The following is a 13,140-nucleotide window of genomic DNA, read 5'->3' as shown; positions in this document are numbered from 1 at the left end:
ACCGCGGAGACGACACGAGCCCGGCACCGAGAGGTGCCGGGCTCGCGAGGTTCGCGGCGGGTGCCGAACGGGCCTTACTTGGCCTTCTCGAGCACCTCGACGAGACGCCAGTGCTTGGTGGCGGACAGCGGACGGGTCTCCATGACCTGGACGCGGTCGCCGATGCCGGCGATCTCGTTCTCGTCGTGTGCCTTCACCTTGCTCGTCGTACGGATGATCTTGCCGTACAGCGGGTGGCGATGGCGGTCCTCGAGCTCGACCACGATCGTCTTGTTCATCTTGTCGGACACGACGTATCCGGTGCGGACCTTGCGGCTGCCGCGCTGCTCCGTGCTCACGTTCTTTTCCTCACTCATGCCACGTCACCTGCGTCCGGGCCGACGGAGAGACCGAGCTCCCGCTCACGCAGCACCGTGTAGATGCGAGCGATCTCGTGGCGAACCGTGCGAAGCCGGCGGTTGTTGTCCATCTGCCCCGTCGCCATCTGGAAACGGAGGTTGAACAGCTCTTCCTTCGACTCGCGGAGCTTGTCGACGAGTTCCTCGTTCGACAGTTCGCGGAGCTCTGCGGCGGGCGTACCTGTGGTTGCCATCAGAACTGCTCCTCCCTCGTCACGATCCGGCACTTGCACGGGAGCTTGTGCATCGCGCGGCGCAGGGCCTCACGAGCGATCTCCTCGTTGGGGTAGCTCATCTCGAACATGACCCGGCCGGGCTTGATGTTCGCGACCCACCACTCGGGCGAACCCTTACCGGAACCCATGCGGGTCTCGGCGGGCTTCTTGGTCAGCGGGCGATCCGGGAAGATGTTGATCCAGATCTTGCCGCCACGCTTGATGTGGCGCGTCATGGCGATACGAGCCGACTCGATCTGCCGGTTGGTGATGTAGGCGGGCTCGAGGGCCTGGATCCCGTACTCACCGAAGGTCACCTTGGTACCACCCTTGGCGGCACCCGTACGGCTCGGGTGGTGCTGCTTGCGGTGCTTGACCCGACGTGGGATCAACATGCGTCAGCCCTCCTTCTGCTGTGTCGTGGGTGCATCGGCGGTTGCGGTGGCCGCGCGGCCGGCCTCGGTGCTCGTGGCGGTCGTGCCGGCTGCGCCGGAACGGCGCGGACGGCTCGGACGCTCGCGACGGGGGCGGTCGCCGGCAGGTGCGGCACCAGCGGCGAGCTCACGCTTGCCACCGACGATGTCGCCCTTGTAGATCCAGACCTTCACGCCGATGCGGCCGAAGGTGGTGCGGGCCTCGTAGAGGCCGTAGTCGATGTCCGCACGCAGCGTGTGCAGCGGGACGCGACCCTCGCGGTAGAACTCCGAGCGGCTCATCTCGGCGCCGCCGAGGCGGCCCGAGCACTGCACGCGGATGCCCTTGACGTTCGGCTGACGCATGGCCGACTGGATGGCCTTGCGCATCGCACGACGGAACGCCACACGGTTGCTGAGCTGCTCGGCGACGCCCTGCGCGACGAGCTGGGCTTCCGACTCCGCGTTCTTGACCTCGAGGATGTTCAGCTGGACCTGCTTGCCGGTCAGCTTCTCGAGTTCCGCACGGATGCGGTCTGCCTCTGCGCCACGGCGACCGATGACGATGCCGGGACGCGCGGTGTGGATGTCCACACGAACGCGGTCGCGGGTGCGCTCGATCTCGACCTTCGCGATGCCGGCGCGCTCGAGTCCCTTGGACAGGAGCTTGCGGATCGCGACGTCTTCCTTGACGTACTCGGAGTACTGCTTGTCTGCGTACCAGCGCGACTTCCAGTCGGTCGTGATGCCCAGGCGGAAGCCGTGCGGGTTGATCTTCTGGCCCACTACTGAGCACTTCCCTTCCGGCGGTTGCGGGTCGATGTTCCGGTCTTCGGCAGGCTCTCCACGATCACGGTGATGTGGCTGCTGCGCTTACGGATACGGAACGCACGACCCTGTGCACGCGGCTGGAACCGCTTGAGGGTGACGCCCTCGTCCACGTACGCCGTGGCGACCACGAGCGTGCTGGGGTCGAGATCCAGGTTGTTCTCCGCGTTGGCGGCTGCGGACGCGATCACCTTGGCGACCGGCTCGCTGGCCGTCTGCGGCGCGAACTTCAGGATGTTGAGGGCGTCTTCGACCGAACGACCACGGACGAGGTCGACGACACGGCGAGCCTTCATCGGCGTCACGCGCACGTTGCGCGCGATCGCCTTCGCTGTCGGGTTGGCGGTTTCGTTGCTCTTCACCGAGCTCTTCGCGTTGCTCATCGACGCTTGCTCTTCCGGTCGTCCTTGATGTGACCCTTGAACGTGCGGGTCGGTGCGAACTCGCCGAGCTTGTGCCCGACCATCGAGTCCGAGACGAACACCGGAACATGCTTACGTCCGTCGTGAACGGCGAACGTGTGTCCGATGAAGTCCGGGATGATCGTGGAACGACGGGACCAGGTCTTGATGACCTGCTTGGTTCCCTTGTCGTTCTGCACGTCCACCTTCGCAAGGAGGTGGTCGTCGACGAACGGGCCCTTCTTCAGGCTGCGAGGCATCCTTCACTCCCTCCTTAGCGCTTCTTGCCGGTACGGCGTCGGCGGACGATCAGCTTGTCGCTGGCTTTGTTCTTGCGGGTACGGCCCTCGGGGGTGCCCCACGGGCTCACCGGGTGGCGGCCACCGGACGTCTTGCCCTCGCCACCACCGTGCGGGTGGTCGACGGGGTTCATGACGACGCCACGGACGGTCGGGCGAACGCCCTTCCACCGCATGCGGCCGGCCTTGCCCCAGTTGATGTTGCTCTGCTCGGCGTTGCCGACCTCGCCGACGGTGGCGCGGCAGCGCACGTCGACGCGGCGGATCTCGCCCGACGGCATACGGAGGGTCGCGTACGGACCTTCCTTGCCGAGGAGCTGGATGCTCGAGCCTGCCGAACGGGCCATCTTGGCGCCGCCGCCCGGACGGAGCTCCACCGCGTGGATGGTGGTACCGGTCGGGATGTTGCGCAGCGGCAGGTTGTTGCCGGGCTTGATGTCGGCGTTCGGGCCGGACTCGACGCGCGTGCCCTGCCCCAGGCCCTTGGGGGCGATGATGTAGCGCTTCTCGCCGTCCGCGTAGTGCAGCAGCGCGATGCGCGCGGTGCGGTTGGGGTCGTACTCGATGTGAGCGACCTTGGCCGGCACGCCGTCCTTGTCGTTGCGACGGAAATCGATCAGCCGGTACGCGCGCTTGTGTCCACCACCCTTGTGACGGGTCGTGATACGGCCGTGCGCGTTGCGTCCACCGCGCCCGTGCAGCGGGCGCACGAGCGACTTCTCGGGCGTCGACCGAGTGATCTCGGCGAAGTCCGCGACGCTCGAGCCGCGGCGGCCCGGGGTAGTCGGCTTGTACTTACGAATTGCCATGAGTCTTCTCGTCCTTAATCTCTCGAGGTCCGGCCGCTACGCGACCGGCCCTCCGAAGATCTCGATGGGCTTGCTGTCGGCCGCGAGGGTCACGAGCGCGCGCTTGGTGTTCTTGCGCTTGCCGTAACCGAAGCGGGTCCGCTTGCGCTTGCCCTGACGGTTCGCGGTGTTGACGCTGGTCACGGTGACGCCGAAAACCTTCTCGACGGCGATCTTGATCTGCGTCTTGTTCGAGTCCGGGTGCACCAGGAAGGTGTAGGTGCCTTCCTCGATCAGTCCGTAGGACTTCTCGGAGATGACCGGAGCGATCAGGATGTCGCGGGGGTCAGCGATCGTGGTCACTTGGCCTCCTCCTTCTCTTCCTGTGCTGCCTCGGCCGGCCCGTGGACGAAGGTGTTCAGCGCTTCGATGCTGAACACGACGTCGTCGGAATCGAGCACGTCGTAGGTGTTGAGCTGATCGGGTGCGATCGGATGAACGCCTTCGAGGTTCTGCACGCTCTTCCATGCCGCGATGTCCTCACGGCCGACGACGAGCAGGACCTTCTTGCGATCGGTGATCTCGCCGAGGAACGACCGGGCCGCCTTGGTGGAGGGGACCTGACCGGCGACGAGCTCGGTGATCACGTGGATGCGCTCGCTGCGCGCCCGGTCCGAGAGGGCTCCGCGCAGAGCGGCGGCCTTCATCTTCTTGGGCGTGCGCTGGCTGTAGTCGCGCGGCTTGGGGCCGTGGACGGTGCCACCACCGGCGAACTGCGGCGCACGGGTCGAGCCCTGACGCGCACGGCCGGTGCCCTTCTGGCGGTACGGCTTGCGGCCGCCGCCACGGACCTCGCCACGCGTCTTGGTCGAGTGCGTGCCCTGCCGCGCTGCGGCGAGCTGTGCGACGACGACCTGATGCATCAGCGCGATGTTGGCAGTCGCGTCGAAGATCTCCGCCGGCAGATCGACGGTGCCGTTGGTTCCGCCGCCGGCGATCTTGACGTCGAGCGTCAACTTGGTCTCGGTGCTGGTCATGCCCGTGCACCACCCTTCACTGCACTCTTGACGATCACGAGGCCGCCCTTGCGACCCGGGATCGCTCCCTTGATCAGCAGCAGACCGTTCTCGGCGTCCACCTTGTGGACCGAGAGGTTCTGCGTCGTGACGCGGTCGCTGCCCATACGGCCCGACATGCGCATTCCCTTGAAGACGCGGCCCGGCGTGGCGCAGCCACCGATCGAGCCCGGACGGCGGTGCACGGCCTGTGCGCCGTGCGAGGCGCCCTGACCGGAGAAGCCGTGGCGCTTCATGGTGCCGGCGAAGCCCTTGCCCTTCGAGGTGCCGGTGACGTCGACGAACGCGCCGTCCTCGAAGACCTCGGCGGTGAGTTCCTGGCCGACCTCGTACTCGGCGGCGTCGGACACGCGCAGCTCGACGATGTGGCGGCGCGGCGTGACTCCGGCCTTGGCGAACTGACCGGCGACGGGCTTGACGACCTTGCGCGGGTCGATGGCGCCGAAGGCGATCTGGACGGCGCTGTAGCCGTCGCGCTCCTCGGTGCGGATCTGGGTCACGACGTTCGGCCCGGCCTTGACGACGGTCACGGGGACGACCCGGTTGTTCTCGTCGAAGACCTGGGTCATGCCGAGCTTGGTGCCCAGGAGTCCCTTGATCTGGTTAGTCATGTGTTATCTCCGCTGCGTCTTCCGGGCTCACTGAATGTTGACGTCGACACTCGCCGGAAGATCGATGCGCATGAGCGCGTCGACGGTCTTCGGCGTCGGGTCGAGGATGTCGATCAGCCGCTTGTGAGTACGCATCTCGAAGTGCTCGCGCGAATCCTTGTACTTGTGAGGCGAGCGGATGACGCAGTACACGTTCTTCTCGGTCGGCAACGGCACGGGCCCGACGACGCGAGCACCGGTGCGGGTCACCGTCTCCACGATCTTGCGCGCCGACGCGTCGATCGCCTCATGGTCATAGGCCTTGAGCCTGATGCGGATCTTCTGTCCCGCCACGCTGAGTGTCCTTTTCTTGCCGCGTTGTGTAGCCCGGCCCGGTCGAGCCGTCCTACCTCGTCTGCCGCAGTGACCCCGCGAGCCGAAGCTCGTGAAACCCGAACAGAGAGAACACCTTCCGCGACCGAGGCACATTCATGCGCGTGGACTCGATCCGCTGCCGCTGTTCATCTGTCATGGTTCTCCGGTCCACGCGGTCGGGCGTGTCGCCGCGCCGCTTCTCCCCCGGCATGCATCCCGAGGGACACACGCACGACGGATCGCACCGGATGCGCCCGTGATGGGCGCGGGGTACTGCTTCGTTTGTCGTGTTGCAGTGTCGAGTTCCGGAGAACTCGTCTTGCATCGGCCGCCGGCGGCGCACGCGCGGAACGCGTGATTCACCTCGCGACTTCTGCCCCGGTGGGTCCGTGGCCGCAGAGCAGCCACGTTCCGATCGAAGGCAACCTGAACAGTATGCAGCATCGACCCGAACGCTTTCAACTCGCCCCACTCGGACCCGGAGATCCGGCGGTGCGTCGGCTCGGCGACACCACTGCCTCGTTCGAGGGTAGCGAACGCGCCGGCGAGATGCGACGACGCGAGCGAAGCGTGATCGACGTGACACGAACTTACCGATGAGTAAGATCACATCCATGAACTCACCGGCCCCCACCGACGCCGCCGCGCCGCCCTCCCCGACCTACCGGATGTGGCAGAAGCTGCCCGCGAATCGCCTCGGCCGCGCCCTCTTCTCCGCGGGGATGAGCGTGCGGGTGCCGTACTTCGGCACGATCCTGCCCACCGTCGAGACGATGGAGCCCGGCCGCTGCGTGGTGCGCGCCCCGAAGTGGTGGGGCGTGCACAACCATCTCGGGACGTTCCACGCGATCGCCGCGTGCAATCTGGCCGAGGTGTCGATGGGGATGCTGTGCGAGGCGACGGTCCCCGCGACGCACCGATGGATCCCGAAGGAGATGAGCGTCGAGTACCTCACCAAGGCGACGACGTCGCTCACCGCCGAGGCGACGCTGGACGCGATTCCCGATTTCGCGTCGCTGACCGAGGGCGTCGACCTGACCGTTCCGATCACGATCCGTGATCGCCGCGGCACCCCCGTGGTCACGGCGCGGATCACCACGTGGGTCACACCCGCGTGAGCTGCGCCGAGGCTGCTCCATCGCGCGAGAGCGCCTCGGCGTTACTGTGAAATTCGCAGGTGAACGGCGGTGTGGACCCTCCATGACTGCTCGTGACGCATGACATACTCGGATTCATGCCACCTCCCGAGACGGCAGCAGCATCACCGACCGGACGCACGCGCACGGGCGGCGACGACGCGCTCGTCGTCGAGGGGATCGAGAAGTCCTTCGGCGACGTCCACGCGATCCGGGGGGTGTCGTTCACGGTCCCCCGAGGATCGGTCCTCGGCCTGCTCGGCCCCAACGGTGCCGGTAAGACGACGACCGTCAACGTCCTGTCGACGCTGATCCGCCCCGACCGCGGACGCGCGCTCGTCGCCGGTCACGACGTCACGAGCGATCCTGCCGCGGTACGGCGTTCGATCATGATGACGGGGCAGTACGCGGCGCTCGACGAGTCGTTGACGGGCCGCGAGAACCTCGTGCTCTTCGGTCGGCTCATGGGTCTGTCGAAGCGGGATGCACGCACCCGCGCCGCGGATCTGCTCACGGGCTTCGACCTCGAGGAGGCCGCGGACCGCAAGGTCGCCGGTTATTCGGGCGGCATGAGGCGGCGCGTCGACATCGCGTGCGGCCTCGTCACGCGGCCCGAGGTCATCTTCCTCGACGAGCCGACGACGGGGCTCGATCCGCGCAGCCGCCAGGGCGTGTGGTCGCTCGTCACCGCACTGCGCGAGCAGGGCATCACGATCTTGCTCACGACGCAGTACCTCGAGGAGGCGGACCTCCTCGCCGACGACATCGTCGTGATCGACAAGGGCACCGTCATCGCCCGGGGCACCGCCGACGAGCTCAAGGAGCGCACGGGCGGGAGCTGGTGCCACGTCGTGCCCGCCGATCCCGCGGCGCTGCCCGCGGTGCGCGCGGCGCTCACCGACCTGCTCGGCGGCCGATCGGATCGGGTGCGCGTGGATTCCGACGGCGTCGCGATCCCGGCTCCCGGCGGCGCGAGCACCCTCACCGAGGTGGTCCGGATGCTCGACGCCCGGCGGATCCCGCTCGCCGACGTCGCGCTGCGCCGCCCGTCGCTCGACGACGTGTTCCTCTCCCTCACGGGCGTGCCCGACGCGGAGCCCGCCGGCGAGACCCGGCGTGTGGATCCGCAGGAGCCCGCGGGTCCCCCAGCGCCCACCACCGAGCCCCCCGGGGATCCCGCGGCTTCGCACCCGACGCCCCGGCCGGACCGCGCCGAGCACCGGGATGCGCCGACGGGGCCGCACTCGTGACGGCGGCCGTCGACGGTTCGCTCTTAGCTCCGACCGGGTCGCGGCGTGGTGGCCGGCATCGGCGTCCCGACACCGCGGGAACGCTGACGGGAGCCGGCCGGCAGTGGCTCGCGCTCTCGGGCCGCAATCTGCACACGATGGTGGTGTACGGCCAGTTCTTCGTCGCCGTGCTCGCGCCGCTCATCTTCACCGTCGGCTTCTATCTGCCGTTGCGGCTCGTGATGCGGTTCCAGGGAATCGACTACGCGCAGTTCGTGATGCCGATCATCGTGCTGCAGGCGATGGCGTTCACGGCGATCTCGGCGGCGCATCGCGCGGCGACCGAGGCGTCAAACGGAATGAACTCGCGGTTCCAGACGATGCCGGTGACGACCGGGGTTCCGCTCGCGGCGCGCATGACGGCGAGTCTCGCGCACGCGACGGTCTCGCTCACCGCGGCACTGATCTACGGCCACGTCATCGGCTTCCGCTTCGAGTCGGGGCTTCGGGACGCCGTGCTGTTCTGCGTGTTCGCGCTGTTGGTGGCGTTCGTCCTGACGACGGCCGCCGACGCGCTCGGATCGCTGGTGCGGCGGCCGGAGATCACGAGCCAGACACTGACGATCCCCCAACTGGTGCTCGGAATGTTCTCGGCCGGGTTCGTTCCGGTAACCCAGTTCCCCGAGTGGGCGCAGGGTTTCGTCCGCAATCAGCCGATCTCGCAGTTCTCGATCTCGATGCGCGCGATGGCGGACGGATCGATCACGTGGCACCTGGCGACGCCGTCGTTGCTGTGGTGTGTGGGCCTGCTCGCGGTGTTCGTTCCGCTCGCGGTGTGGGCGAATGTGAGGCGCGGATGACCCCGGCACGCGGCGAACCCCAGCACCAGGCGGACCCCCCGATCACGGCGAACCCTCAGATCAGGGAGGACCGGACCACACCCATGACGACGGTGAAGCCCGCGAACGCACCCGCGCCGGCTGCGGCCGCGACGGTGAGCGACGACCGGCACGGCGCCGCGCTGCGCTTCGCCGACGCCGATCGTGCCCCCGAGACGTCGCTGCGGTCGCTGCTGCGCGACAGCGGGATCCAGGCGGGCCGGCTGCTGCTGCGGTGGCGGCGGGATCCGTACACGATCGTGCAGGCTGTCGTGTATCCCGCGGTGATGCTGCTCATGCTGTGGGCGGTGCTCGGCATCTCGATCACCAACGCGACGGGCGTCGACAGCATCTACGGCACGACCCCGCTGATGACGCTCGTCGGTGCGATGTTCGGATCGATCGCCAGTGGGCTCGCGCTGCGCCGCGAACGCGACGAGGGATTGCTCGCGCGCTTCTGGGTGCTGCCGATGCATCGCGCCGCGGGGCTCGTGAGCAGACTCCTCGCCGAGGCGGTGCGGATCGTCGTGACGACGGCGCTGATCGTGTCGGTGGGATTCGCACTGGGCTTTCGGTTCGATCAGGGTCTGCTGCCCGGGATCATGATGCTGTGCATCCCGCTGCTCTTCGGGATCGGTTTCGCGACGCTCGTGACGGCGCTCGCGGTGAACTCCTCGAAGGTGCCGCTCGTCGAACTGCTCTCGCTGACGACGTCGTTCCTGCTGTTCTTCAACTCCGGGTTCGTCCCGACGAGCGCGTATCCGACGTGGATGCAGGGATTCGTCGCCAATCAGCCGATGTCGTGTGCGATCGACGCGATGCGTGGCCTCACTCTCGGTGGCCCTGTCGCCGAGCCGCTGATCAAGGCACTCGCGTGGTCGCTCGGTGCGATCGTGCTGTTCGCCTGGCCCGCGATCCGCGGTTACCGCCGCGCCGCCGGCAACCGGTCCTGACCCTCGCGGCCTCTGGACAAGGTTCGCCGAACTGCGCCCGTGCTTCGCGTCGTTCCCGTCCTTGCGCGGGCGGGAACGACGCGAAACGACGGCAGGGTCGAGGCCTTGCGGTCAGGAGTCGATATTGATGGGCCCTGGTGTCCACCAGCCGGATCGGGTGGTGGTGCTGGTGTGGATCTGCGCTGGGGTCGCTTCGCGGTCGATCGGTACGAATTGTTCGATCGAGCCCCAGTCCCGATCCCAGTCGTGGTTCAGGTAGGACGGGATGGTGCGTGCACCGAGCAGGACCTGGGTCCAGCCGAGCGGGCCGCCGCCGTAGTGGTCCTGCCAAAGCCCGGTGACGACGGCGCCGGGCCGGTCCGGGGAGATCCGGTACTCGGGGACTTCGGCGACTCCGTCGACGTGGAGCATCTGGTCTTGACAGGGGAAGTTCAGGCCCACGGTCCAGTCCAGGAGCACCGGGGTGTCACGACCGAGAACATCCTGCAGGGTGCGGGTCTGCGGCACCCGGGGTGGGGTGAAGGCGAGCCACTGGTCCTTCTGGATGTCGTTGTCGGCCGCGACGATCCGCACAACATCGGCGTCGGGCGGAAGCTGCTCGAGCGGAACGCGCAGGTTCCGCCACGACGGTGCAGGACCGATATCGATCGGCACGATCGACCCGAGCGTAGTGACCGCGCCGCCAATGTCGGTCGAACCGTATTCGAGTTCGAGTTTCTGTCCGTAGGTTTCGATGCCGTCCCGATCGACCGAGCGAATCCGGCCAGCGGCGGAGATGGACACGATGTCCCCGCGTGAGCCGTCGGCCGCGGGCTCGGGCAGCCGATACCAGTCGGTGGTGACAGTAGCCGCGGTGTCGCTGCCGTAACTCCCCAGCACCGGTGTGGTGGCGGGATCGAGGCCGAATGGCAACGCGACAGTGCTGCCGTTGACGCCTTCGCCGCCGAAGCCGCCGCCGGTGCCGGCAGTTTCTCCCGAGGTCTTCTGGTCGTCGCCGGTGCGGTCGATGGTGTTCGCCGTACCGGAAGCCAGGTCCTCGTCGTCCGGGGTCAGGTCCGGTGCCACGCCGTTGGCGGTGAACCCGTCCGCGCCACCGGCGGACAGGGCCGTGGCGAGGGCGCCGGACAACGGTTGCAGCATCGACGCGTTGGGGTCGGTTTCGAGGAGAACATCGTTGGCGAGACCACACGACGACGCACCTACGAGGGTGTCGACGTTGGAGCGGGCGACCGAGTACCCCGGATATTGAGAGACCGCAGCTTTGGCGAACGAGAGGACCTCGAACAACACCATGGCCCCAGCGGCCACCGTCAAGGGCGGAATCGCCCACCACCGCGATGGCGGGTCGGTGCGGGTCGAGGCGACCGGATGGATGTGGAACCACGCCGCCACTGCCAGAAGCAGGCCGGCCACCGCCAACAGTGCGACCGCGAATCCGTTCCCGGCGATCGAGGGCGCCTTGTCGAACCACGGCACACCCCAGCTCGACAAATACCACCATTCGTTCCGGCCGGCGAAGGACACCGACACGAGCGCGGTTACCGCTGCCGCGAACAAGGCCCGGTTGCGGCGAGACCGCAGCACCGCAGGCCCGACCGCCACCGCCGCGACGACCGCCACCGACGCCCCCAGGCCGGCGTAGATCCCGAAATGATGGGTCCACTTCGTGGGAACGAACATCATCAGCACCATCGCGCCGATCGTGATGCCGACGATCCGCCGGGCCGGCCCCGGCGCAATACCGGGGATTCGGCCGCCGCGACGCAACATCGCCAAGATCACGGTGATCAGACAGAGCACCATGGTGAAGACCGCGAAGCGTCGCGCGAGGGATCCGTCGGCGCCGTCCTGGAACAGCCACTGGTAGCGCAGGTACTCCTCGAACCACGGCGAGTTGGGGGAAATCTCGTGGACACGCTGCATCTCCCGCACCGCCGCGAAGGTTTGGTCGGAGAAGACGGCCACCAGAATGACGAGACCGGCAGAGGCCATCGGTAGCAGCAACGGGGCGTACCCGACGGCGCGGGCCCGGTCAGCGATGATCCGAGCGATCGGGCGCGCGCCGGCGATCAACGCGGCGAAACAGATGATCCCGGACGGGCCTGCGGTGACAGTCACCGCCCCGATCAGGATCGCTGCTGCCGCCGGCAGCAGACGCCGGGTCGAGATAGCTCGTTCGATCGAGCACCACGTCAGCAGCACACCAGTCGCGACGATCGGTTCCGGCCGCAGACCGTGTTGAACGTCAGCCAGAACGCCAGGAACACCAACGCCCCGGTCCACAGAGGTACCGATGTTCGACGCACCGCGGCACCGAGCCGCGGCGCAACCTCTCGACTGATCGACCACCACGCGAGCAGACCCGCCACCAGCGCCGGTAACCGCATCCACACACTCGCAGTCGAGACATGCGTCATCGCGGCGAGAAGGTCGTAGTACGGTGTCCCGAACGGGGCTTCCGGCACACCGAACCACCGGAAGTAATTCGCCATGTAGCCGGCCTCGCCCGCGGCACGGGCCATTCCGAGCTGGTAGCCGTCATCAGAGGTGTTCGCACCGATGACATGCCACAACGCCAGCACACCGACCACCACCGCGTCGACGCGGGTGAACGACCACCACGATCGCGGAAGGAACCGGCGCGAGCGTCGCCCATCAGCGGCATCGAGTCGGTGCAGCGACCATAACGCGAGCGCAGTCGCCGCCACCGCCAACAGCATCGCAGCCAGCTTCGGAACTGTCGGCGACGTCGTGAACCGTGTGTCGAGTGTCGCGTCGACCCGCAGTCCGTCCGGCGCGGCACCGTCGAGGCCCGAGAACACCCCCACCATCTGCGGCCGCAGATCCCGATCGAAAATCTGCTCGACGTCACCATCACCACTACCGGTGACGGCAGCAACTGTACGAGTCGGCGTCGACGACACCGACACCACACATCCGGCCCCCGACAGCGACTCCACCGGCACCGACAGCAAAACCGTGTTCCGGACAACCACATCCAACCTGCGAGGCTGGTCGCCCTCGCCGGACGTCACCCGCGCCGACAACGCCCACCGGTCCGGCTCGGCCGCCCCGAGCGGCGCGGTCGACACCACCGTCCCACCACCCGCGCTGGCCGACTCCCCGACGGCCACACACGGAATACCGAACTCGAGATCGGTCGGTGTGTACGACACCAATGGTGCCGTCACCCCGGTCGGCGAATTGTTCTGCGGCCACGAGATCCTCGCCTCCGTCTGCTGCACCGGAAGGAATGGGATCGCGATCGCCGCAAGAATCCCCACCACTGCAGTGGCGGTCGCCCACAGTCGCGCGCGGCTCGGGTCCCCTCGCGGGTACAGACGCTGCCCGTATCGGCGAGCGCCCGGTGGAAGAGATGTCGGCGGTCCGGTTGCCGTATTCATGTCCGTCACGGCAAGCGAGCCTAACCAACCGGACAGGTGACCAAATCCGCAAGATCGTGTACGGCCCCACTCGAAAACCGCACGGCCACTGTCGATTATGTGTCGGACGTCTCAAATCGCCATCGACGGTTGACGCGCTTCTCCGACCGCACTTACT

General features: G+C 67.5%; 15 protein-coding genes and 1 pseudogene. 4 read left to right on the top strand and 12 right to left on the bottom strand.

Annotated features, from left to right (window positions below; all coding sequences use genetic code 11):
• Positions 1-74 precede the first annotated feature (74 nt).
• Genes rpsQ through rpsJ form a run of 11 tightly spaced genes read right to left on the bottom strand, consistent with a single transcriptional unit; the run spans position 75 to position 5,362 of the window.
• A complete protein-coding gene (gene rpsQ / locus RR1_RS18550) occupies positions 75-356 on the bottom strand; it encodes a 30S ribosomal protein S17 (RefSeq protein ID WP_010840038.1) in 282 nt (93 codons plus the stop codon).
• A complete protein-coding gene (rpmC, locus tag RR1_RS18545; RefSeq protein ID WP_010840039.1) occupies positions 353-592 on the bottom strand; it encodes a 50S ribosomal protein L29 in 240 nt (79 codons plus the stop codon). The genes rpsQ and rpmC overlap by 4 nt, the downstream gene beginning before the upstream one ends.
• Positions 592-1,008, bottom strand: a complete 417-nt coding sequence (rplP, locus tag RR1_RS18540) for a 50S ribosomal protein L16 (RefSeq protein WP_010840040.1) — start codon at positions 1,006-1,008, stop codon at positions 592-594. Before rplP ends, rpmC begins: the two co-directional genes overlap by 1 nt.
• A gap of 3 nt (positions 1,009-1,011) precedes the next feature.
• Positions 1,012-1,812: a 30S ribosomal protein S3 gene (gene rpsC / locus RR1_RS18535; protein ID WP_010840041.1), complete on the bottom strand. Its 801-nt coding sequence runs from the start codon at positions 1,810-1,812 to the stop codon at positions 1,012-1,014.
• Positions 1,812-2,216, bottom strand: a complete 405-nt coding sequence (gene rplV / locus RR1_RS18530; protein WP_040775243.1) for a 50S ribosomal protein L22 — start codon at positions 2,214-2,216, stop codon at positions 1,812-1,814. The genes rpsC and rplV overlap by 1 nt, the downstream gene beginning before the upstream one ends.
• A gap of 17 nt (positions 2,217-2,233) precedes the next feature.
• On the bottom strand, positions 2,234-2,515 hold the full coding sequence (rpsS, locus tag RR1_RS18525) for a 30S ribosomal protein S19 (protein ID WP_010840043.1): 282 nt from the start codon (positions 2,513-2,515) through the stop codon (positions 2,234-2,236).
• Positions 2,516-2,529: 14 nt separating this feature from the next.
• Positions 2,530-3,363 (bottom strand): 50S ribosomal protein L2, encoded by an 834-nt coding sequence (gene rplB / locus RR1_RS18520; RefSeq protein ID WP_010840044.1) that lies wholly within the window; start codon positions 3,361-3,363, stop codon positions 2,530-2,532.
• 36 nt (positions 3,364-3,399) lie between these two features.
• Entirely contained in the window at positions 3,400-3,705 is a 306-nt protein-coding gene (gene rplW, locus RR1_RS18515; RefSeq protein ID WP_010840045.1) for a 50S ribosomal protein L23, read from the bottom strand.
• On the bottom strand, positions 3,702-4,379 hold the full coding sequence (gene rplD, locus RR1_RS18510; protein WP_010840046.1) for a 50S ribosomal protein L4: 678 nt from the start codon (positions 4,377-4,379) through the stop codon (positions 3,702-3,704). The genes rplW and rplD overlap by 4 nt, the downstream gene beginning before the upstream one ends.
• Positions 4,376-5,029 carry a 50S ribosomal protein L3 gene (gene rplC / locus RR1_RS18505; protein ID WP_010840047.1) on the bottom strand — a complete coding sequence of 218 codons (654 nt, stop codon included), beginning with the start codon at positions 5,027-5,029 and terminating at the stop codon, positions 4,376-4,378. Before rplC ends, rplD begins: the two co-directional genes overlap by 4 nt.
• A gap of 27 nt (positions 5,030-5,056) precedes the next feature.
• Positions 5,057-5,362, bottom strand: a complete 306-nt coding sequence (gene rpsJ / locus RR1_RS18500) for a 30S ribosomal protein S10 (RefSeq protein WP_003938093.1) — start codon at positions 5,360-5,362, stop codon at positions 5,057-5,059.
• 635 nt (positions 5,363-5,997) lie between these two features.
• On the opposite strand from rpsJ, the gene RR1_RS18495 reads away from it, so the two are divergent.
• The 4 genes from RR1_RS18495 to RR1_RS18480 all read left to right on the top strand — a co-directional run bounded on the left by RR1_RS18495 (position 5,998) and on the right by RR1_RS18480 (position 9,579).
• Positions 5,998-6,501, top strand: a complete 504-nt coding sequence (locus tag RR1_RS18495; RefSeq protein WP_010840049.1) for a hotdog fold domain-containing protein — start codon at positions 5,998-6,000, stop codon at positions 6,499-6,501.
• Positions 6,502-6,617: 116 nt separating this feature from the next.
• Positions 6,618-7,769 (top strand): ATP-binding cassette domain-containing protein, encoded by a 1,152-nt coding sequence (locus tag RR1_RS18490; RefSeq protein WP_010840050.1) that lies wholly within the window; start codon positions 6,618-6,620, stop codon positions 7,767-7,769.
• Positions 7,766-8,608, top strand: coding sequence for an ABC transporter permease (locus tag RR1_RS18485; protein WP_010840051.1), 843 nt, complete (start codon positions 7,766-7,768; stop codon positions 8,606-8,608). The genes RR1_RS18490 and RR1_RS18485 overlap by 4 nt, the downstream gene beginning before the upstream one ends.
• An 83-nt stretch (positions 8,609-8,691) precedes the next feature.
• Complete coding sequence (locus tag RR1_RS18480; protein ID WP_010840052.1) at positions 8,692-9,579, top strand: ABC transporter permease; 888 nt, start codon at positions 8,692-8,694, stop codon at positions 9,577-9,579.
• A gap of 111 nt (positions 9,580-9,690) precedes the next feature.
• Here RR1_RS18480 and RR1_RS18475 read toward each other — a convergent pair.
• Positions 9,691-12,983, bottom strand: a pseudogene (locus RR1_RS18475) (arabinosyltransferase domain-containing protein).
• Positions 12,984-13,140 lie beyond the last annotated feature (157 nt).

It is taken from the genome of Rhodococcus rhodnii NBRC 100604 (assembly GCF_001894925.1).
Lineage (GTDB): Bacteria > Actinomycetota > Actinomycetes > Mycobacteriales > Mycobacteriaceae > Rhodococcus_F > Rhodococcus_F rhodnii.
The sequence above is the reverse complement of the archived record's forward strand: the minus strand, read 5'-3'. Positions and strand labels throughout refer to the sequence as shown.